Origin of the sequence: Streptomyces albiflavescens (assembly GCF_014645835.1) — a bacterium.
GTDB classification, from domain to species: domain Bacteria; phylum Actinomycetota; class Actinomycetes; order Streptomycetales; family Streptomycetaceae; genus Streptomyces; species Streptomyces albiflavescens.
This window is the reverse complement of record NZ_BMMM01000001.1, coordinates 393,979-415,857: the sequence shown is the minus strand read 5'-3', so window position 1 is coordinate 415,857 and position 21,879 is coordinate 393,979. Positions and strand designations below refer to the sequence as shown.

Annotated in this window: 15 protein-coding genes; 6 read left to right on the top strand and 9 right to left on the bottom strand. The window is 70.9% G+C overall.

Annotation, left to right across the window (positions count from 1 at the left end):
• Positions 1 to 76: 76 nt before the first annotated feature.
• Together IEY95_RS01810 and IEY95_RS01805 are read right to left on the bottom strand one after the other, a co-directional pair.
• The gene (locus IEY95_RS01810) at positions 77 to 556 is read right to left on the bottom strand and encodes an SRPBCC family protein (protein ID WP_189184011.1); all 480 of its coding nucleotides are present in this window, start codon (positions 554 to 556) and stop codon (positions 77 to 79) included.
• A 129-nt stretch (positions 557 to 685) separates the two neighbouring features.
• Positions 686 to 1,516, bottom strand: a complete 831-nt coding sequence (locus IEY95_RS01805) for a DeoR/GlpR family DNA-binding transcription regulator (RefSeq protein WP_189184010.1) — start codon at positions 1,514 to 1,516, stop codon at positions 686 to 688.
• Between the two features lie 281 nt (positions 1,517 to 1,797).
• Here IEY95_RS01805 and IEY95_RS01800 point away from each other — a divergent pair, with 281 nt between their 5' ends.
• Positions 1,798 to 4,152: a hypothetical protein gene (locus IEY95_RS01800; protein ID WP_189184009.1), complete on the top strand. Its 2,355-nt coding sequence runs from the start codon at positions 1,798 to 1,800 to the stop codon at positions 4,150 to 4,152.
• Positions 4,153 to 4,299: 147 nt separating this feature from the next.
• Here IEY95_RS01800 and IEY95_RS01795 read toward each other — a convergent pair whose 3' ends face one another.
• The 4 genes from IEY95_RS01795 to IEY95_RS01780 all read right to left on the bottom strand — a co-directional run bounded on the left by IEY95_RS01795 (position 4,300) and on the right by IEY95_RS01780 (position 8,994).
• Positions 4,300 to 6,732, bottom strand: coding sequence for a right-handed parallel beta-helix repeat-containing protein (locus tag IEY95_RS01795; RefSeq protein WP_189184008.1), 2,433 nt, complete (start codon positions 6,730 to 6,732; stop codon positions 4,300 to 4,302).
• A 158-nt stretch (positions 6,733 to 6,890) separates the two neighbouring features.
• Positions 6,891 to 7,496 carry an Rv1733c family protein gene (locus IEY95_RS01790; protein WP_189184007.1) on the bottom strand — a complete coding sequence of 202 codons (606 nt, stop codon included), beginning with the start codon at positions 7,494 to 7,496 and terminating at the stop codon, positions 6,891 to 6,893.
• Positions 7,497 to 7,683: 187 nt separating this feature from the next.
• The gene (locus IEY95_RS01785) at positions 7,684 to 8,508 is read right to left on the bottom strand and encodes an MOSC domain-containing protein (protein WP_189184006.1); all 825 of its coding nucleotides are present in this window, start codon (positions 8,506 to 8,508) and stop codon (positions 7,684 to 7,686) included.
• 45 nt (positions 8,509 to 8,553) lie between these two features.
• On the bottom strand, positions 8,554 to 8,994 hold the full coding sequence (locus IEY95_RS01780; protein ID WP_189184005.1) for a DUF6643 family protein: 441 nt from the start codon (positions 8,992 to 8,994) through the stop codon (positions 8,554 to 8,556).
• A gap of 293 nt (positions 8,995 to 9,287) precedes the next feature.
• On the opposite strand from IEY95_RS01780, the gene IEY95_RS01775 reads away from it, so the two are divergent.
• Entirely contained in the window at positions 9,288 to 10,625 is a 1,338-nt protein-coding gene (locus IEY95_RS01775) for a TerD family protein (protein ID WP_189184004.1), read from the top strand.
• 4 nt (positions 10,626 to 10,629) lie between these two features.
• On the opposite strand, the gene IEY95_RS01770 is transcribed toward IEY95_RS01775, so the two are convergent.
• Positions 10,630 to 11,805, bottom strand: coding sequence for a glycosyltransferase (locus IEY95_RS01770; RefSeq protein WP_189184003.1), 1,176 nt, complete (start codon positions 11,803 to 11,805; stop codon positions 10,630 to 10,632).
• A gap of 58 nt (positions 11,806 to 11,863) precedes the next feature.
• Here IEY95_RS01770 and IEY95_RS01765 point away from each other — a divergent pair, with 58 nt between their 5' ends.
• Positions 11,864 to 12,649 carry a glutamate racemase gene (locus tag IEY95_RS01765; RefSeq protein ID WP_229702508.1) on the top strand — a complete coding sequence of 262 codons (786 nt, stop codon included), beginning with the start codon at positions 11,864 to 11,866 and terminating at the stop codon, positions 12,647 to 12,649.
• A gap of 116 nt (positions 12,650 to 12,765) precedes the next feature.
• Positions 12,766 to 13,308 carry a hypothetical protein gene (locus IEY95_RS01760; RefSeq protein ID WP_189184002.1) on the top strand — a complete coding sequence of 181 codons (543 nt, stop codon included), beginning with the start codon at positions 12,766 to 12,768 and terminating at the stop codon, positions 13,306 to 13,308.
• A gap of 30 nt (positions 13,309 to 13,338) precedes the next feature.
• Here the strand turns inward: IEY95_RS01760 and IEY95_RS01755 are convergent, their stop codons facing one another.
• A complete protein-coding gene (locus IEY95_RS01755; RefSeq protein WP_189184001.1) occupies positions 13,339 to 14,400 on the bottom strand; it encodes an O-antigen ligase family protein in 1,062 nt (353 codons plus the stop codon).
• A gap of 389 nt (positions 14,401 to 14,789) precedes the next feature.
• Complete coding sequence (locus tag IEY95_RS01750) at positions 14,790 to 16,676, bottom strand: SpoIIE family protein phosphatase (RefSeq protein WP_189184000.1); 1,887 nt, start codon at positions 16,674 to 16,676, stop codon at positions 14,790 to 14,792.
• Between the two features lie 215 nt (positions 16,677 to 16,891).
• Here IEY95_RS01750 and IEY95_RS01745 point away from each other — a divergent pair, with 215 nt between their 5' ends.
• Complete coding sequence (locus IEY95_RS01745) at positions 16,892 to 21,016, top strand: HAMP domain-containing protein (RefSeq protein ID WP_229702562.1); 4,125 nt, start codon at positions 16,892 to 16,894, stop codon at positions 21,014 to 21,016.
• Complete coding sequence (locus tag IEY95_RS01740) at positions 21,013 to 21,729, top strand: response regulator (protein ID WP_189183998.1); 717 nt, start codon at positions 21,013 to 21,015, stop codon at positions 21,727 to 21,729. Before IEY95_RS01745 ends, IEY95_RS01740 begins: the two co-directional genes overlap by 4 nt.
• Positions 21,730 to 21,879: the final 150 nt, after the last annotated feature.

Genomic DNA, 21,879 nt, shown 5'->3' with positions numbered 1-21,879 from the left:
TGATGGATCTCCGCGGCGTCGCGATGCCCGGCACGCACTCTCGCCGCACCGGACAAAAGCCCCCCCGGGCCCGGCTTCAGGCCGGCGTCGACGCCAGTCGTCGGTCCAGCGCCGTCACCGCGTCGCGGAAGGCGCGGCCCAGACCGGCCCGACCGATGGTGAGGGCCGCCCGGAAGAGGGGGCTCCCGTCGGCGGCGAAGGTCCACTGCACCCGTGTGCCCGTCCCCTCCGGTGCGAGCCGCCACTCCTCGACCAGGGCCCGGGCTCCGGGCGCGTTCGTGACGTCCACCCGGTACGCGTACACCTCGGAGGCCCTGGCCACCAGGACCGTCTCCTCGAAACGCGTGCCGCCCCTGAGCCGGACCTCGCGCCCGGCGCCGTCCTGGGTCGGCCGGGCGAGCGTCACGGCCGAGAACCACTCGCTCCAGCCGGACACGTCCTCGGCGAGCGAGTGGAAGACCGCCTCGGGAGGGGCGGTCACCACCCGTGCGAAGACCAGACGTAGTGGAGCGTTCTCGACGAAGTCGGCTTCCACCGGACGCAGACGGCGTGCCATGAACGAATCCCCCTTGCGGGAACGGAGCCCCGGGCGGCAGTGGGCGATGACCAGGGTCTGCCCGCACCAAGGGCGGCGCGAACGGTGTCACCGGCGGCGCGGAGCAGCGTCACCATAGCTGGCGGACCGTCAGATGTCTGTACCGTCTCCGGGCTCACCGGCCACCACCAGGCGCCTCAGGTGTTCCGAGATCTCCACGCGTGCCTCGGCCGGCAGTCCGGCGTCGGTGACCAGCGTGTCGACCTGTTCCAGCGCGGCGAACGAACTCAGGCCCACCGTGCCCCACTTGGTGTGGTCGGCGACCACGACGACACGGCGCGCCGACTGCACGAGCCGCCGGTTGGTCTCGGCCTCCGCCAGGTTCGGTGTCGACAGGCCCGCCTCGACCGATATCCCGTGCACGCCGAGGAAGAGCACGTCGAAGTGGAGCGCCGCGATGGCCTGATCGGCGACGGGCCCGACGAGGGAGTCGGACGGCGTACGCACCCCACCGGTCAGGACGACCGTGGCGGCGCCCTGCCGCTGGCCCGAGGTGCGCTGCGCGGAGTGGAACACATCCGCCACGCGCACCGAGTTGGTGACGACGGTGAGGTCCGGGACGTCCAGGAGCTGATGGGCCAGCGCGTACGTCGTCGTACCGCCCGAGAGCGCGATCGCCGAACCCGGGGCGACCAACGCGGCGGCGGCGCGCGCGATGTCCTCCTTGGCGGTCAGCTCCAGACCCGACTTGGCCTCGAAGCCCGGCTCGTGCGTACTCGCCTCGACCACCGGCACCGCGCCGCCGTGCACCTTCTCCAAGACGCCCTGACGGGCGAGGGCGTCGAGGTCGCGTCGGACCGTCATATCGGAGACGCCGAGCTTGCGGGTCAGTTCGTTCACGCGGACGCCACCGCGGCGGCGCACCTCGTCCAGGATCAGGGCGCGGCGCTGCTCCGCGAGGAGGTTCTGATTCTCACTCACGTCCGCTCCGGTCCCTTCGCCACTGGCTGCCCGACACTCCGTCCGAACCCACTCCCACGTGGACATTCTCCTTGTCCGAGGTCCTGAGGACGCCCCATCCTCGCACGGGTCACCGACAGTCGCGCCACTGCACCGCACGGACACCGGGACCCTCCCGTGCCGCCACTGTCACACGTATCGGGGAGATTCCGTGACTACGGGTGTGCACACCGCTCGGAGTGGAGATCCTTGTGCCTGCACATGACACACGCCACACGCGGCACGGGGGAAGTGCAAAGACAGTGGAACGTGCACGGGAACATGCCTCGACGGGGGAGCTCGACAGCCCCGCACAGCGGTCCGAAGGGGCCGGGACCGCTCTTGAACTCCTGGTCCACGGGGTCGGCGGGACCACACCGGAGGAGATGCTCAACGATCCACGGACGGTTCGGATCACCGGCGACGCGACGGCGGCCGTCTTCCGACGCGCCGACGACGCCGACGCGGAGCAGCGTCCCGAGGACTACCGGGGCGAACCGGTGCGTGAGGCCTATGTGTGGTGCAATCTCACCTCCGGCAACGGCGCCCGTGCTCTGTGGCTGTTACTTCTGCCCTTCATGGTGGTCAACCTCGCGCACTGGATGCGCCCCACCACCCGCGGCCGGAAACGGGTGGTCCGCCTGTACGGCCTGCTGGTCCGCCTCACCGGACTGACCCTCACCGTGCTGCTGGTGGCCGCCGCCTGCGAGGTCGCCCTCGACCTGACCGCCTGGCAGTGCGCGGGCACGCGCGCGTGCGTAAAGGAGCACTCCTGGCTGGGGTTCCTCTCACCGGACGTGTCCGGCGGCGGCTGGTGGAGCCAGCCGGGTCGGCGCCTCGCCCTGGCCTGCCTGGTGCCCGCCGCCCTGACCGGTCTCCTGTGGTACCTGTCCCACCGCACCTGGAGCGCGTACGAGTCGCAGCAGCCGATGTCCCGCAAGGCCGAGCCCGACGAGGAGACCGGCCGCACCGGGCTCGGCAGGCCCGGGTTCTGGTACGGGCGCCGTCTGGTGGCCCGGCTGCGTGCGGCGCACACTGCCGCGGGCTTCCTGACGGTCGCAGCGGCGGTCGGTACCTCCGCGGCCCGCTACGACCGCCTCTCCGGCGGCCCTGCCGTACTCGGCGTGCTGGGACGGCTCCTGGACGCAACCCTTGTCGTGGGCGCAGCCGTTGTGCTGTGGGTGGTGTGCCGCCGTGGCCGCAGCGAGAACCGGCTGGATCAGGAACTGGACCAGACCCTCGTACGCTGGCTGCCCGTGGGCTCGATCGCTCTGCTCGCCCTGACCCTGGTGTACGCCGGGTGGTCGCGCCCGGACTGGCACTCGACGGGGCGGCTGCCCGGCGACATGACGTTCGGAGGCATCGCCCTCGTACAGGGTCTGCTTGTCATCGTGCTCGGCGTGGTGGCCCGCATCCTGTACCGCGCCCGTCCTGACACGCGCACCGCGATGCGTGGCCTCGCCGGTCCCGCCGTCGCGATGCTCGCCTGTGCGCTGGGCGGCGTGATGTCCGGCGGAGTGTCCCAGCGCGTCGCCGACTGGCTGGACGGCACCCGGGAGTCGCTCCCGGGCCCGCCCGTCCTGCTGACCTGGCAGGCCTCCGTGATCCCCCCGCTACTCGTCGTGCTGGCGGCCCTCGTCGGCTGGCTGGCCCGGCGCTCCTGGCAGCTGCGCGGCCGGGAGATGGAGACCGTGGAACTCGACTACAAGGGAGAGCCCAAGGACACCGCCCGCACGCGCCGCATCGCCGGCACCCGCGCGATGGCCGCCCTCACCGATCGGGCGCCCCGCATGGTCGGCGTCATCTCGTCCGTCACGCTGCTCCTGGGCGCCGGAGCCCTGGCGGGCGCCCTGGCGACCGAGGACACCCCTGGCGAGGCCGCGCAGGGGGCATACGCCTTTGTTCAGGGCGCCGCCGAGACAGCGCAGGCGCTCGGCTCCTGGCTGATCGGCTTCGGCTTCATACTGTTCGTCACCTGGGGGCGTCGCGCCTACAAGGACCCCGCCGCCCGTCGCACCATCGGCATCCTGTGGGACGTCGGCACGTTCTGGCCGCGCGCCGCCCACCCCTTCGCGCCACCCTGCTACGCCGAGCGCGCCGTGCCCGACCTGACCTGGCGCATGGCCACCTGGATCCGCGCCACCGGCGGACGGCTCGTGCTCTCCGGGCACTCCCAGGGCAGCGTCCTCGCGGCCGCCGCGGCCTGGCAGTTGAAGCCGTCGGTACGCAAACGGGTCGCGCTGCTGACCTACGGCTCACCCCTGGAGCGCCTGTACGGGCGCTGGTTCCCCGCCCACTTCGGCCCGGCCGCCCTCACCTCGCTGCACCGGGAGGTCGCCTGCTGGCGCAATCTGTACCGCCTGACCGACCCCATCGGCGGCCCCGTGCGGCTGCCCGGCGATTGCGGCCCCCAGGTCGACCGTGAGCCCCTCAAGGATCCGCTCGCCTACGGCCGCACCGAGCGGCAGCCGTTGCCCGCGCCGATCCTCGGCCACTCCGACTACCAGGCGGACCCGGCCTTCGCGGACGAACGGGAACGGCTGCTGAGACGACTGAGGCCGGACGTCCCCGCCCCGCGTGCGCGGGACGACGACGGCGGTGTGCTCGAGAGCAGCTGACCGGTGGGCGTGCTCCGGGCCGGCTGTCCGGTGGTGCGCTTCAGGACGGCTGACCGGTGGGCGTGTTCCGGGCCGGCTGTCCGGTGGGCATGCTTCAGGTCGGCTGTCCCGGCGGTGCGCCTCAGGACGGCTGCCCTGAGGCGCGTCTCAGGGCAGCTCCGGCAGGTCCTCCGCATAGAGCAGCGTGAGGTCGTCCGTGCTCGGCTCGGCCAACTGGGCGACCCGCCCCGCGTGCCGCTCGACCATTGCCTCGAAGGTCTGCCGTGCGGTGCGGCCGTTGCCGAACGCGGGTCCCTTCGGGATCGCCGTGAAGTACTTCAGCAGCGCTTCGGCCGCGCCCGGGGCCAGCCGGTACTCGTGCTCCTCGGCCTGCTGCTCCACGATCCGCAGCAGTTCCTCGGGGACGTAGTCGCTGAAGGTGATGGTCCGTGAGAAGCGCGACGCCACACCGGGGTTGACCGAGAGGAAGCGCTCCATCTCGGCCGTGTAGCCCGCGACGATGACGACCACGGCCTCCCGGTGGTCCTCCATCAGCTTCACCAGCGTGTCGATGGCCTCGCGCCCGAAATCGCGGCCCGAGTCCTCCGGCGACAGCGCGTACGCCTCGTCGATGAACAGCACGCCGCCGCGCGCCCGGTCGAAGGCCTCCTGGGTGCGGATCGCGGTGGAGCCGATGTGCTCGCCGACCAGATCCACCCGGGACACCTCGACGAGATGGCCCTTCTCGAGGACGCCGAGCGAGGCGAGGATCTCGCCGTACAGCCGGGCGACCGTCGTCTTGCCCGTGCCGGGGGAGCCTGTGAAGACCAGATGGCGCCGGACGGAGGCCGCCTTGAGGCCCGCCTGCTGCCGGCGGCGGCCCACCTCGATCATGTCGGTGAGGGCCCGCACCTCGCGCTTGACGCTCTCCAGGCCCACCAGCGCGTCGAGTTCTCCGAGAACGGCCTTCGACGTGCGCGCCGGCTGCACCGGCTCCGTGGCGGCGACGAGAGGCTCCTGCTCCGTGGTGCGCTGACCGGGGATCGCCCCCAGCAGGCCGGGCGACGGGCTCGATGTCTGTACGGCGGTCTCGGGCGCCGGGGTACGCAGTCCGGCGCTCTCGTCGCTCGTACAGTCCTCGACCACCGGGCCGCCGCCCGAGCCCTGGGCGCCGCCGTCGGCGAACTCGTAACCCCCGCGGGTACACCGCTCCGTGCGGCACTTCTTCAACGTCGCGCGGCAGCCGTCGATCACGTGGAAGCCGTAGCCCCCGCTGTCGTTCACCCGGCAGTTGAGGAAGCTGCCGCGGCCCCCCGCCGACACGTAGAAGCCCGCCTCGGCCGGTGAAGTGACCGTGCAGCGCTCGATGGTGGGATCGGCGCCCTTGGTGACGATCACACCGGTCTGCGTGCCGTCCACGGTGCAGCCGGACAGGGTTCCGCCGCTGCCGTGGTCACGGAACCAGGCGCCGGTCGCGGCGTCCCGGATTCGACAGTCGTCCAGCTGCGCGGTGGCGCCGTCGCTCACCGAGACGGCCGTGTTGCGCACTTGGGAGAGATCGCTGTCGACGACGTCCGCGCGTGAACCGCGGTCGAGGACGAACAGGGCGTCCGGGACGTCGTGTACGCGGCACGAGTCGAGTACCGCGGTCGCGCCGTCGCTGACCCACACCGCGGGGTAGTCGCCGGTGCTGTCGAAGATCTCGCACTGATTGGCGTCCACGCGCGTGCCCGGGTCCCAGACCGACAGACCATTGCGCCCGAACTGCCGCACGCTCGTGCGCGTCAGCGTGAGCACCGAGCGCGAGCGCAGATCGACCGCGTTCTCCGGGATGTCGTGGATACGGCAGTCGGCGAGCGTGAGCACCGCGTCGGTGTCGAGCGTGACCCCGTCGGCGGTCGTACGGTGCACATCGCAGTCGGTGAGATGAGCCGTGGCCCGCCCGGTGATCTGCACCCCGGTGCCCTTGACCTCGTACACCTCGCAGCCGACCGCCTCCAGGGACGAGCTCTCCCCAGTGGCCGAGAGGCCCGCGCCGGAGGTGTGGTGCACCCGGCAGCGCTCCAGGCGCGGATGGGCGCCCCCGCGGACCGCGACGCCGGACTGACCGGCGGCGACGACCTCGCACTCCTCGAACACCCCACCGCCGCCGTCGAGTACGGCGATGCCGACACCGGCCGGGTTGTCGACCGTGCAGCGGCGCACGGTCGGTCGGGCACCGCCGCGCACCTCGATCCCGGCCGCCGACCGCGTGACGATCCGTACGTCCAGGAGTTCCGGAGTGCCCTCTTCGATGAGCAGTGCGGGGGCAGCCGAGTCCTGGCCCTCCACGTGCAGGTCCTGGACCACGGCCGAGGCGCGCACGGTCAGCGGCACCCCGTCCACGGGCGCGATGCGCACGGAGCCCGGGGAGCCCTCGGGGCCACGCAGTGTCACCGCGCGCTGCACCACCAGGTTTTCCCGGTAGGTGCCGGGAGCGACGGTGAGCACATCGCCGTCTGCCGCGGCCTCCAGGGCGGCGGCCAGCGATGCGTACTCTCCCGTGCGGCGCCGCCACCGCGAGGTGCCGGTGTGCGTCACCTGGACCGTGCCCTGTGCCATGGCGCTGCTGTGCCCCCACCTCGTCGTACGCGGGTCCTGCGAGGCCGTACTGAAAGCCCGTCGGGATCAAGGACAGCCTCTCACGGCGGTGCCGAACACTTCGGCCGGTCCACCGTAGCGTGCGCCGGGACGCCTGGTTGACCGGAGCGGGAAGGCCGTCAACTGCCGGTGCCGGTCCTGCCCCAGTCGGGGCCCGCCTTGTCCCAGGCCTGGTCCCAACGGGCGTACCGCCGAAGGATCATGCGCCAGACGATCAGCCGCCTGCCGCCCTCGACGAGCCCCACGCACATCAGCGCCGCGCCGAATCCGGCCAGCACGGCGTGTGTCGTCGCGGTGGCGCTGTCCAGCGGGCGGCCGACTATTCGGCCGTGCAGGTCGGTCCAGATCGTGAAGTGGTCGCCGTGATGGGGGGACTTGAGGGTGGCTATCACCGTGCCGTGACGCGCGGTGCCGTCCGGTGCCGTCCAGTCGGCGAGGACGCGGCTGTGGGCGTCCCGACCGGAGGATGTCTCGGGGTCGGGATTCAGCGGGCCGCGGGACAGCTTCTTGACGACGGTGGCCGCCACCTCGTGGCGGCTCTGCCGCTGGTCCCGCACGGACTGCTGCAACGCGTCCTGGGCCGCGGCCCCGACGAGGGAGCCGATGAGGGGAGCGGCGACGAGGACGAGCAGCACGGCCGCCAGGGCCAGCCAGGCCTCGACCAGATCGGTCGTGCGGCGCAGCGGATTGTGCCGCCAGCGCCAGAGTCCGCTGATTGTTCGCACCGTCCCGCACCCCCTTCCGCGTCCGTGATAACCCGCAGCGGAGCCGTTCACCCGAGAGGTCGGGGAAGAGAGAGCGAAATCACCCTGCCCCTGGGCCTCTCATGAACTTCTCACGAAGTCTCAACGATCGTGCCCGGGGCCCGGGTTCCCTCCCTGCGCGCACATTCACGCAACACGATCGCGCGGGCTATTCGAGGACGGTGACCGGGTCGCCGACGCGCACCGTGCCGGGGGACTCGGGCACCAGATTCTGCCCGAAGACCAACTGGCCGCCGAAGCGGCGGTGGCGCCCGAGGGTGTGCAGGGGCTCCTTGTCGCGCTCGGCGGTTGTCTGGTCGGTCGTGGTCACGACGCATCGGCCGCACATCTTGGCGACGCGGAAGGTGACCTCGCCGATGGCGATCCGGGACCAGTCGTCCTCGGCCCACGCGGCCGTGCCGGACACGACCGCGTTCGGCCGGAAACGGTTCATCGGGAGCGGACCCTCATGGGCGTGGTCGCCCTGCGCGATCAAGGAGTTGAGGGCCTGCAGCGAGGCGAGTGCGGTGACGAGCAGCGGATAGCCGTCGGCGAAGCTGACGGTCTCGCCCGGGCGCGCGAAGTCCGGGTCGACGGGTCGGCGTATGGCGGGATCGTCCATGTGGACGAGGCGCACCTCGGCGCCCAGATAGTCGCTGCACCAGTCATGCGCGGCGGCGTCGGCGAGGACGGCTTCCACCTTGTCCCCGAAGATGTCGAGCGTCGTCGTGCCGATCGGCTCGGGCACGGGAACGCTGACCGGCTCACGGCCCTCCGCGGACAGCCGTATGCCGCCGCCGGGCAGCAGCTCGGCGGCGGCCAGGGCCAGACGTGGCTGCTGGCGCTGCGTGACGACCTTTCCCCCGTCGTCGATCAATACCCAGCGCCGGTCTCCGGCCAGCCCCCAGGGCTCCACGACGGCCTCCCGGGGCGACTGGCCCCGGAACGCCTTCACCGGATGGACATGGATCGAGTGCAGCTCCGCATTCCCCATGTCCGCCATGCTGCCAGCAGGCACCGACAATCCGGCGTGAATTACTCAGTAGCCGCGGTACTGCTGGTTGTTGTACGGGTCCTGGTACGGAGCCGGAGCGGGACGGGGTGCCGCGGGGCGCATCGCCTCGTAGCCGGTTCCGGTCCCCATCGGACGCTGCGGCTGCTGCTGGGCTCCCGGATAACCGCGCGGTCCCGCAACCTGCTGGGGGATGTACGGCGCGGGGGCCTGCTGCAGCGGCGCGGGCTGCTGGGCCTGCGGGTAGCCGTACGAGGGAGCTTGGTGCGAGGGCCCGGCCGGAAGGGCGGGAAGTGCCGACGGGAGCGCGGGCAGATGGCTGCCCGTGTCGTAGGCGGAGGGAACCCGGATCGGAGCGATCTGGGGGGTGCCCCGCTCGGCGACGAGAGAGTCGTAGATCGGGGTGTCCGGAAAGAAGGACGGCGCGGAGTAGTAACCGCCGCCATAGGTGGAGCGGGGGGAGGTCATGGCACATAAGTTAAGCCCACGATGTGCTGGTTGGGGAGACCGATAAGAGGGTTGTTTTCCGTGTCGGCAGTGACGCGGGATCCCCAATGCGAGCGAACTCGGCAAAAAAGGGCGTCAAACGGCGCTCGGATCGTGTAAAGGCCGAGTTCGTGGTGGGTTACCGGCGGTTGACCACGGATCTTCCTGTGCGGGTCATGGGAGTTCGGGGGGCCGGGGGATTAGGTTGGGCGGGAACGGAGCCAGCGGTCTGCCTGAGGCGCGGCCCGGCGCGGAGACACGTGATGGGGGCGTACATGTCAATGCCTAAGGGATCGAATGTTCCCGTGCCGACGACTGCACTGCGCGTCGAATTGGGCTGGCGTTCAGGACCGGGGGTGCCCGACGCGGATGCCTCGGCGCTGTTGCTGGTGTCCGGAAAGGTTCGCTCGGACGGCGACTTCGTCTTCTACAACCAGCCGGCGCACTCCTCCGGTGCAGTGCGGCACGAGGGCAAGCGGGACGCGGGCGGTCAGGTGACCGACGCGCTGGTCGTCGACCTCGCGCGCGTGGAGCCCGCCATCGAGACCGTGGTGCTGGCCGCCTCCGCTGACGGCGGCACCTTCGGGCGGGTTCCCGGGCTGTACATCCGGGTGCTCGACGCGCAGCAGGGCACGGAGGTCGCGCGCTTCGACAGTGCCGACGCGACCGTCGAGACCGCCTTTGTGCTCGGCGAGTTCTACCGGCGCCAGGGCGCCTGGAAGTTCCGGGCCGTCGGGCAGGGCTACAGCAGCGGACTCGAAGGACTGGCCACGGACTACGGGATCACGGTGGACGAGCCGCAGCACGCGGCGCCGTCCGCCGCCATACCTCCGGCGCCCGGTACCCGTGTGCAGGGTCCGCCACCGCCCGTGGCTCCTCCGGTGACCATGCCGCCGCCGGTCGCGCCGCCCGTCACCATGCCGCCGCCCCCGATGGCTCCGCCGCCCGCCCCGCCCGCGGCACCCACGGCTCCGGTCCGCCTTTCCAAGGTGACGCTCACCAAGGAGGCTCCCTCGGTCTCGCTCACCAAACAGGGCGGCACCTCCGGCACGATGCGCGTGAACCTCAACTGGCAGGTGCGCAAGCAGTTCTCCGGGTGGGGCAGCAAGCGGGGACGGGCCGTCGCGATGCACGCGGACCTCGACCTCGACCTGTGCGCCCTGTACGAGCTCTCCGACGGCCGCAAAGGCGTCGTCCAGGCGCTCGGCAACGCCTTCGGGGCGCTGCACCAGCCGCCGTACATCTATCTGGACGGCGACGACCGCACCGGCGCCGTGACCAGCGGCGAGAACCTGTCCATCAACCTCGACCACAAGCAGAGCCTCCGGCGCATCCTCATCTTCGTGACTATCTACGAAGGAGCGCGTTCCTTCGCCGACCTGCACGCCACGGTCACCCTCCAGCCGCTCGGCGGCGCGCCGGTCGACTTCTCTCTCGACGAGTGCACGGTGCCCTCGACCGTCTGCGCCCTCGCCCTCATCACCAACAACGGCGGCGACCTGGTCGTCCAGCGCGAGGCCCGCTACCTGGTCCCCGAGCGCGGCGTGAGCCCCCAGCGCACCGTCGACCACGCCTACGGGTGGGGCATGAACTGGACCCCCGGCAGGAAGTGAGCGATCAGCTCTCGTCGAGGGCGGTGTCGGGGCGTGTGTAGGTGCGGCCCTTCCAGGCCGCGCCGCGCCCTCTGTAGTGCTGCACCGCCGAATCGACGGTCATGAGGAGGTACAGGAACGCCGTGGCCGGCAGCAGCGGAGCCGGCCACAACGGCTGCCGGTAATAGCGGAGCATCGGCAGATACGTGGCCGTCATCAGCAGCCAGGCGAGCCCTCCGGTGGTCGCCGCCCAGGCGTTCCCCGCGGCAAGGCCCACGACGAGAGCGACCGGCGGAACCAGGTACACCACGGTCAGGCCGGCGACCGTGCCGACGAGCAGCAGCGGATTGTGCCGCAGCTGGGCGTACGCGCTGCGCGAGACCATCCGCCACAGATCGTGCAGCCGTGGGTACGGCCGCACGCTGTCCACCCGCTCGGCGAGCCCCAGCCAGATGTGGCCGCCGCCGCGCTTGACCGCCCGGGCGAGCGCCACGTCGTCGATCACGGCATGCCGGATCGCGTCCGGGATCCGCGCCCGCTCGGCGGCGTCGGTACGGAGCAGGACGCAGCCGCCCGCCGCGGCCGCCGTCCGTGAGCCCTTCACCGCGATCCACCGGAAGGGATAGAGCTGTGCGAAGAAGTAGACGAAGGCCGGCACCACGAGCCGCTCCCACACGCTCTCCACGCGCAGCCGGGCCATCTGCGAGACGAGGTCGAAGCCACCGGTGCGGGCGGCCGCCACCAACTCCCGCAGGCTGTCGGCGTCATGGGCGATGTCCGCGTCCGTAAGCAGCAGATACTCGGGTCCACGCGCGCGTGCCAGGCCGATTCCGTGGCGTACGGCCCAGAGCTTGCCCGTCCAGCCCGCGGGCGGCTCTCCGGGCGAGTCGACCGTGAGTGGCAGGCCGCCGTGGGTGCGAGCGAGCTCACGGGCGAGTTCTCCGGTGCCGTCGGAGCTTCCGTCGTCGACGAGGAAGACCTCGGCCCGCCCCGGATAGTCCTGCGCGAGGAGCGACGGCAGGCTCGCGGGCAGAACAGCGGCCTCGTCCCGCGCGGGTACGACGACGCAGACGGACGGCCAGTCGTCCGGATCCCGACGCGGCGGCAGCCGTACATCCGTACGCCAGAAAAAGCCCTGGCCGAGCAGCAGCCACAGCCATGCGGCCAGTGATCCCACGGCGGTCCACACAACGGCGCTCACCCGCCGCAGTCTGCCCCACCCCGGCCGACCGTTGGGGCGGATCGTCTATGGTGACCGGGTGAAGATCGCGCTCATGGACTCCGGAATCGGACTGCTCGCTGCTGCCGCCGCGGTACGTCGACTGCGGCCGGATGCCGATCTCGTGCTCTCCTCGGACCCCGGCAGCATGCCCTGGGGGCCGCGTACGCCGGAGGACGTCACCGCACGCGCCCTCGCTGTCGCCGAGGCCGCCGCGGAGCATCGGCCGGACGCGCTCATCGTCGCCTGTAACACCGCCTCCGTGCGCGCCCTGCCCGCGCTGCGCGCCCGTCTGGAGCCGGAGGTGCCCGTCATCGGCACCGTCCCGGCGATCAAGCCGGCCGCGGCGGGCGGCGGACCCGTCGCGATCTGGGCCACACCCGCCACCACCGGCAGCCCCTATCAGCGAGGACTCATCCGCGAGTTCGCGGACGGAGTGACCGTCACCGAAGTGGCCTGCCCCGGGCTCGCCGACGCCGTGGAACACGCGGACCAGCCGGCCATCGACGCCGCGATCGCCGCGGCCGCGGAGCGCACCCCTGCGGATGTAAGGGCCGTCGTTCTGGGCTGCACCCATTACGAGCTGGTCGCCGAGCGTATCCGCGCGGCCGTGCAGCAGCCCGGCCTTCCGCCGCTCGTCCTGCACGGGTCCGCCGGCGCGGTCGCCGCCCAGGCACTGCGCAGGATTGGCGAGCTCCCGGACCCCGAGGCTCCCGCCGACTCCGTCGTCACGGTCCTCCTCAGCGGCCATGAGGGCGCGCTGCCCGCGACCGCGCTGGCGTACGAGGAAGGCCGCCTCCTGTCGGCGGTCAGCCCCGCACGCTGACCGACGGTCACCATCGGTCATCGCGGGGACGCCCTCCGTACGGCGGCCGCCCACCCGGAGGAGTAACGCTCCGCAACACGGTGCCCGCGGTGCGGAACCTGAGTAGTCTCATGGGTATGAGGGACCACCCCCACGGCGAAGTCACGCATCCGGAGATCTGGACCGGGCGAGCGACCAACCGCGTCCAATGGCTGCCCGCACTCGGCGGTGCCGCATGCCTGGCGCTCGGTATCGAGCTGGCCGTCGATTCCGTGTGGACGTCGGGCACGGCTCCGCTGGTGATGTCGGTGGTCGGATGCATCGCGGCCGGACTGCTGATCCTGTTCGGCACGCTCGCGTTCGTGCACGTCGCCGTGAAGGTCGACAAGGACTGCGTCGAGGTGCGCTGCGGCCACATCGGTCTGCCGCGCCGCCGCATTCCGCTCTCCAGCGTCGTGGGTGCCGACTTCGAGCCCCGTGTCACTCCCCGCCAGTGGGGCGGCTGGGGCTATCGCTGGCGGCCCGAGAAGGGGACCGCCGTCATCGTCCGGCGCGGCGAGGGCGTGGTGCTGCGCCTCGGGGACGGCCACACGTTCACGATCACGGTGGACAACGCGGAGGCGGCGGTACGGATCATCCGTGACCGTCTGCGCCCGGCCACTCCTGGCACCGTGATCTGACCAGGGTCGGCCCGCCTGGCGTACCGCGCTTCACGGCTCCACGTGGTTGCCGCGAGGGCGCTCCACGGTGTCCATCACGTTCTCCGGCCCCTCGTCGGCCAACGGCCGTGCCGTGGCGAGCCCCGCGAGCAGTCCCGCCCCCGCCGTCACCGTGGTGAAGCTCAGCGCGTTGCCGATCGACGCGATGGCGGCCAGCGCGGTCAGGGCCGCGCCGGCTGTCAGCGCGATCGGCGTGGGGCGCGGAGTGCGCCACAGCGCGTACAGGACCCAGCAGAACGCCGCCGCGAGCAGTGCCACGCCGATCAAGCCCTGCTCGGCCGCCTGCTGCAGTGGCGCGGAGTGGGGCTTGCCGTCGGGCAGCAGCGATTGTGCGACCGTCGGGCTGAGTTCTCCGTAGCGTCCGGGACCGACACCCAGCGTCGGATCCTGGCTCGACAGGCGGAGTGCGTCGTGCCAGAGCAGAACCCGGTGCTGGGTCAGCTGCCCCTCCAAAGAGGCGGTCAGGCCGTCGGGCAGCGCGTCCTCGGCGATGGCCCAGGTCGTTCCGGTCACCAGCGCCGCGGTGAGCGCCAGTCCCGCGAGCCCGAGGGCGCGACGGCGCATACGGGCGGCGGCCACCGAACACAGCAGGACCCCGGCGCAGGTGACGAACCCCGTGGTCGCCCCCAGCACCGCCGCGGTCACCGCGACTCCGGCGGCCAGCAGCCGCAGAGTGAGGCGCAGCGCGGGCGGGCGGGCCGCCCAGGCTGCGCAGCACGCGGCGCCGGTGGAGAGTGTCAGCAGCGCTGCCGTGGCACCCGTGTGACCGAGTTGCGAGGTGATCTGCGGGCCGGGAGTGGCGATCGCGAGGCCGAGTCCGGCAAGCGCGCCGGCACAGGGCGCGGCGACCGGCAGGAGCGCCCCGAAGATCCGCCCCGAGGCGTATCCGGCCGCCACCGCGAGAACCGCCAGCAGTACGCCCTCGGGCCTGCCGTCGTGCGCGGCCGCCGTGATCAAGGACCAGACGGCGCAGGCCGCGAGCACGATCACGCCCGCGGCGTCCGAAGCGTTGCGTCTTTCGCCCGCGGCCGCGGAATCGGCCGTGGACGTCATCCCCGTGGACCCCACCCCGTCGCCCCCCGTGTATGACGGGCCCCGGTCGTCATGGCCGCATCCGGCCGCACGTCAGAGGCTCGGGCACACCGTAACGGGTGATGCGCCGATTTGTGGACACGTTACGCAGAAACGTTTCGTGCCTGCGAAAGCACCGACCTGGCGATCTAGCAAACATGCTGGTCATGCGGGGCAAGCGAGGTGGCGTCCGTCCGTTGATCTTCGCGTAGAAGTCGCCGAAGGTGAAGCGGTGTGTACTCCTCGGGGAACCCCGATCCGTCCGAGCGGGCCAAGGCCGGGGTCCGGCCTTGGCCCAGGGCCTGTCGTCACATTCCCGTCTGCCCCGCGACGACAGGCCCTGGTGCCCGACAACGATCCGGAGTCCCGCATCATCCCTGGCGCCGCACCTGAGCGGCCCCCGGCACCGGTGCGGGCATCGGGACCGCCTCGAGCACCAGCACCGCGAGGTCGTCGTCGACCGGCCCGGTGTCGAAGTCGTGCGCCACCTGCCGTACGCGTTCCGCGATGGCCTTGGCGCTCAGTCCCATGCAGCTCCGCAGCAGCTCGGACAGGCCGTCGTCATCGTCCAACTGCCGGTTCCCGCTGCGGCGTTCGGTCACGCCGTCGGTCACGCAGAGCAGCGTCTCGCCCGGCGCGAGGTCGAAGGAGTTGGCGTGGAACTGGATGTCCTCGCCGATTCCGAGCAGCATCTGCGGGTCCGCTACGGGTGCCACCGAGCCGTCGACGGACAGCCGCAGGGGCAGCGGGTGCCCGGCACTGGCGAGCGTGCCGTGCGCGCCGCCCGCGACCGGGTCGGGCTCCAGCTCTCCGTAGAGCAGGCTCAGGAAGCGGGGCCGGGCCTGCTCGCCGCTGAGCGCCACGGCCTCAGCGCTCTCCTCCGCCATCGCCGCGTTCAGCCTGCCGAGCACCGATGCGACGCCGTGGCCCTCGCGCGCCAGCAGCCGCACCAGGTGCCGGGCCAGGCCGGTGACGGACATCGCCTCCGGGTCGTGGCCGCACACGTCGCCGAGCAGGAAGCCCCAGCGGCCGTCTCCCATCGGGAACAGGTCGTAGAAGTCGCCGCCGACGGTCTGGCCCTGGCCGTGCGGCTCGTAGACGATCGCCGTGTCGACGCCCGGGATGCTGGCGAGGGAGGCGGGCAACTGCCTGCGCTGGAGCGCCCGGCTGATGGTGGTCTGCCGGGTGTACCGGCGGGCCGTGACCACCGCCTGGGCGACACGCCGCGCCACGTCCTCAGCGAGCCGCACGACACTGTCGGTCATCTGCAGCAGTCCCGCCCGGCCGAGCAGCATCACGCCGTGGCAGCGGCTACCCGTGACCAGGGGGAAGGCGATCGCGGAGCCGCCCGCGTCGCCCGTGTCCGGGCCCTTTGGCCAAGGCCAGGGCCAGGGGATACCGGTCGTGCCGAGCCTGGCCGGCGGCGGGTCCTTCGCCAGCACGCGGCGTAGCGCCTCGATGCGCTGTTCGTCCGCGTGCCAGACGCAGGAGAGCCGCATCCCGCCGCTCTCGGTGCACAGCCACACGCCGCACCAGTCGGCGAGTCTGGGCACCAACAGCTGCCCGGCCAGAGCGGCGACCATGTCCTGGTCGAGCTGGCCGGCGAGGAGCTCGCTGACCTCGGCGAGGAACGACGGCCCTCCGCGCTCGACCCACTCGGCGGTGCCGTCGCGGCGGTCGTGCGGCGGGGCGGTCGCGAGGATCTCTTCGCCGTGCGGCTCGCGGTGGGATGCCTCGTCGAAGGAGCCGCCGACCGTCTCCGGCTCCTCGGCCGTGGTCTCCAGCCGGAACCACACGGTCTTCTGGGCGCGCCGGTACGTCACGCCCCACGATTCGGCCCGTGCGCCGACGACCTGGAGTCCACGCCCGAACCGCTCGCGCCGTGCGTCCTTCCCGCCGTGCACCGCGCGGGAGGGGTGGCGGTCCGCCACCTCGATGACGACCCCGACGGGCCTGTCCACGTCGCGTGGGGACGAGGCGGGCCAACCGTGCCCCGCCTCCAGGCGGCAGACGACCTCGATCGTGGTACCCGCGTGCACGACGGCGTTGGTGACGAGCTCGCTGACCAGCAGCACGGCGTCGTCGACGACCCGGCCGGTGATCTTCGGTGAGGAGGGAAGTGCAGGGTCGGTCCATTCGGCGAGCACGGCGCGCACGAACGTGCGTGCCGCGGAGGCCGCGGAGTCGTCGGCGGGAAGGGTCGTACGCGAGACGAACTTACGCGGATGAGAGGGCAACGACCCCACGGGCGACTCCATGACCTTTCCAGTGGCATAAACTCCAGCTATGTGACGTATTTTACGACAATCGCCCTATATTGACTGATTACTGAGAGTGGGCTGCCATGACACTCGACCCGGCCCCGCCTCCCGCTTCCCCGGCCGCTCGCTCCCCGGAATCCGCCGACCGGCCGGGCTCCGTCCCGGACGGGCAATGGGTGCGCACTGCCGAGCTGTGGCCGTTGCTCGCGGCGATGAATTCGTTGTGTGACGGGGATTTCACTGTTCGCGTGGATGGTGTGCATGAAGGTGTCCTGGCGGAGATGGCGGGGGTGCTCAACCAGATCGGCGCCCGGAACGCGCATCTGGCCACGGAGCTCCAGCGGGTGCGCCGCGAGGTCGTGCGGCAGGGCAGACTGGACGAGCGGATCGCGGCGAGCCCCGGGCAGGGGGCATGGGCGACGAGCGTGGAGGCGACGAACCAGCTCGTGGAGGCGTTGGTGGCTCCGGTCGCGAACGCGACGCGGGTGCTGGACGCGGTGGCCGCCGGTGATCTGACGCAGCGGGTGGATCTGCATGACGGAAACCGCCAACTCCGCGGTGAACTAAGGCGCCTGGGGTGCGTGGTGAACCGGATGGTCGACCAGCTGTCCCTGTTCACGGGCGAGGTGACCCGGGTCGCACGTGAGGTCGGGACCGAGGGGCGGCTCGGCGGACGGGCCAAGGTGCAGGGCCTGTCGGGCGACTGGCGTTACGTCACCGAGGCCGTCAACACCATGGCCGCGCGGTTGACGGCGCAGGTGCGCGACATCGCGGTCGTGACGACGGCGGTGGCGCGCGGCGACCTGACCCAGCAGGTGACGGTCGAGGCGACCGGCGAGCTGCTGGAGCTGAAGCTCACTGTGAACACGATGGTGGACCAGCTTCGGGCGTTCGCGGACGAGGTCACGCGCGTCGCCCGCGAGGTCGGCACGGAAGGGCAACTGGGCGGACGCGCGCAGGTGCCCGGAGTCTCCGGGGTGTGGAAGGACCTCACCGACAACGTCAACTTCATGGCCTCGAACCTCACCTCGCAGGTCCGCAACATCGCCCAGGTGACCACCGCCGTCGCCAACGGCGATCTCAGCCAGAAGATCACCGTGGACGCAAGGGGCGAGATCCTGCAGCTCAAGAGCACCGTGAACACCATGGTCGACCAGCTGTTGGCGTTCGCGGACGAGGTCACGCGCGTCGCCCGCGAGGTCGGCACCGAGGGGCGGCTCGGCGGACGTGCTCAGGTCCGTGGCGTCTCCGGGGTGTGGAAGGACCTCACGGACAACGTCAACTTCATGGCTGACAATCTGACCTCGCAGGTCCGCAACATCGCCCAGGTCGCCACCGCCGTCGCACAGGGCGACCTGGGCAAGACGATCACGGTGGAGGCGAAGGGCGAGATCCTGGAGCTGAAATCGACGATCAACACGATGGTCGACCAGCTCTCGGCGTTCGCGGACGAGGTCACGCGCGTTGCCCGCGAGGTCGGCACCGAGGGGAACCTGGGCGGCCAGGCGCAGGTCCGCGGAGTCTCCGGGGTGTGGAAGGACCTCACCGACAACGTCAACTTCATGGCGCTGAACCTCACTTCGCAGGTCCGCAACATCGCGCAGGTGACCACGGCCGTCGCGAACGGCGACCTGTCGAAGAAGATCGATGTCGACGCGCGCGGCGAGATCCTGGAACTGAAGGACACCGTCAACACGATGGTCCAGCAACTGCGGGCGTTCGCGGACGAGGTCACGCGCGTCGCCCGCGAGGTCGGCACCGAGGGGCGGCTCGGCGGACGTGCTCAGGTCCGTGGCGTTTCCGGGGTGTGGAAGGACCTCACCGACAACGTCAACTTCATGGCCGACAATCTGACCTCGCAGGTCCGCAACATCGCCCAGGTCGCCACTTCCGTCGCGCAGGGCGATCTGTCGAAGAAGATCGATGTCGACGCGCGCGGCGAGATCCTGGAACTGAAGACCACCCTCAACACGATGGTCGACACCCTCTCCTCCTTCTCCTCCGAGGTCACCCGTGTCGCCCGCGAGGTCGGCAGCGAGGGGCAACTGGGCGGCCAGGCCCGCGTCGAGGGCGTCTACGGAACGTGGAAGCGGCTGACCACCAACGTCAACGAACTCGCCTCGAACCTCACCACCCAGGTCCGCGCGATCGCCGAGGTCGCCAGCGCCGTCACCCAGGGCGACATGTCCCGCGCCATCTCGGTCGAGGCGCAGGGCGAGGTCGCCGAGCTGAAGAACAACGTCAACCTCATGGTGGCCAACCTCCGCGAGACCACCCGCGCCAAGGACTGGCTGGAGTCCAACCTCACCCGCATCGCCGGCCTCATGCAGGGCCACCGCGATCTCGTCGAGGTCGCCGACCTGATCCTGCGAGAGCTGACGCCCCTGGTGAACGCACAGTTCGGGGCGTTCTTCCTGACCGAGGCGGCCGCCAGGCCGGGCGAGGGGCTTCAGTTCATCGCCGGCTACGGCACCGACGCGGTCAGCGGGAGCGGCCCGCTGCTCGACTCCGGGACGCCGGGCCGCGGCCTGATCACCCAGGCCGCCCTCGAGAAGAAGCGCATCCTCATCGCCGACGTCCCCGCGGACTACATCACCATCAACTCCGGGCTCGGCGCCGCACTCCCGGCCAACGTCGTCATCCTGCCGATCCTCTTCGAGGACCAGGTACTCGGAGTGATCGAGCTGGCCTCGTTCAGCAAATTCAGCGACGTACACCTCGCCTTCATCGACCAGTTCGTCACCACCATCGGCGTCTCCATCAACACCATCATCGCCAACTCCCGCACCGAGTCCCTGCTCTCGGAGTCCCAGCGCCTCACCTCCGAGCTGCGCAAGCGCTCGGATGAGCTCCAGCGGTCCAATGCCGCGCTGGAGGAGAAGGCCGCCCTGCTCGCCACCTCCTCGCAGTACAAGTCCGAGTTCCTGGCCAACATGTCGCACGAGCTGCGCACCCCGCTCAACTCGCTTCTGATCCTGGCGCAGTTGCTCGCCGACAACCCGGACGGCAGGCTGTCCGACCAGGAGGTGCAGTTCGCGGCCACCATCCACCGTGCAGGCTCCGACCTGCTCCAGCTGATCAACGACATCCTCGACCTGTCGAAGATCGAGGCGGGCCGGATGGATGTGCGCCCGAAGGCCCTGCCGCTGGTCAAGCTGCTGGAATACGTGCAGGCCACGTTCCGCCCGCTGACCCTCGACAAGGGTCTGACCTTCGAGGTCACGGTCGGCGAGAACGTGCCGAGCGAGCTGCTCTCGGACGAGCAGCGCCTCCAGCAGATCCTGCGCAACCTGCTGTCCAACGCCGTGAAGTTCACCTCGTCCGGCGGCGTGGAACTGCGCGTCGAGCGTGTGCCGGGAACGAATTTCGAGGACCAGGTGCTGCGGAACGCCGAGACCGTCATCGCGTTCTCGGTCAAGGACACCGGCATCGGCATCCCGCCCGAGAAACTGTCGGTGATCTTCGACGCGTTCCAACAGACCGACGGCACCACCAGCCGCAAGTACGGGGGCACCGGGCTCGGACTGTCCATCAGCCGCGAGATCGCCGCGCTGCTCGGCGGCCGGATCGTCGCCGAGAGCGAACTGGGCGTCGGATCCCGCTTCACCCTCTACGTTCCATCACGCCACCCCGGCGTCCCTCCCGAGCCCGACCCGGCAGCGCCGCGGACCACCGGTGCCACCACCCCCGCCGCGCTCCTCGGACCGGCAGGACCGTCGCCGTCCGCAGCCGACTACGCGCCGAGCGGCGTCTTCGGCAGCGCGGACAGTCTGATCGGCAGGGGAACGCCGGAGGCCACCGACGGCCGCGACGACACCTGGCCGGAGACGACACGGCTCAAGGAGTGGCTGAGTGGCCGCCCCGGCCGCGTGCTGGCAGGGCGCCGCATCCTCATCGTCGACGACGACATCCGGAACGTCTTCGCGCTCACCCATGTGCTGGGTCGCGTCGGCATCACCGTGAAGTACGCCGAGAACGGCCGCGAAGGCATCGAGGTCCTCGACCGGTGTCCCGACATGTCGCTGGTCCTGATGGACATCATGATGCCGGAAATGGACGGATATGAGGCGATTCGGGCCATCCGGCACACGCCCCACCTCGCCGAGCTGCCGATCATCGCGCTCACCGCCAAGGCCATGCCGGGCGACCGCGAGAAAGCGATCGACAGCGGCGCCTCCGACTACGTCCCCAAGCCCGTGGACGTGGACCGCCTGCTGACGGTCATCTGCGACCTGCTCGACCCGCAGGACGGCCGCCCGGCACCGGAGCCAAGAACCGCGGAAGAACCACACACCGTCGAGGACGACGAAAGCATCCCGCCGAGGCAGAAGCCATGAGCCCGACCACACCCGAGAAGGCCAACATCCTGATCGTCGACGACATGGAGGAGAACCTGGTAGCGCTGGAGGCCGTACTCGGCTCACTCGACCAGCAGCTGGTACGCGCCCGCTCCGGAGAGGAGGCCCTCAAGGCGATGCTGCGCCAGGAGTTCGCGGTCGTGCTGCTCGATGTCCTGATGCCCGGCATGGACGGCTTCGAGACCGCCGCCAGCATCAAGCGCCTGGATCAGACCAAGGACGTTCCCATCATCCTGCTGACCGGAACCGACGCCGACACGGACTACATCTACCGGGGATACGCGATCGGCGCCGCCGACTTCCTCACCAAACCCTTCGACCCGTGGCTGCTGCGCACCAAGGTCAACGTCTTCCTGGACCTGCACCGCAAGAACCGCCAGCTCGCCGCACAAGCGGAGCAGCTGCGGCGGTTGCTGGTCGGCGAGAGGACGCCCGCGGAATCGACGGGACCAGCGGGGTCCCCAGAACCGGCGGAATCCGCGGGAGATGCCCTGGACGAGCCGCGAGGAGGGGCCCCAGGCACCGGTGCGGCGGCGGACAGCGGTGAGCGGCTGGCGGAGATCACCGAGCGGCTCGCCCAGATCGAGCTGCAACTGCGCGACGCCGACGGAACCGAGTCAGCTGACCTCGCCGACCGCATCGCCGAACTGGAACGTGCCGTCGGCAACCTGCGGGTGCGCCGCGACACCTGACCTGAATGTGCACGTACCTGCCGAAGCCTCCTCGCCGATCACGGTCCCCTCCCGGCCGCCTGCCGCGCAGGAGTTGTATGTCCTTGGCGTTTCAGGAGGTCATACAGGTTGTAGTCGATCTTGCGCAGGAACGTTGCAGTAGACGCGCGG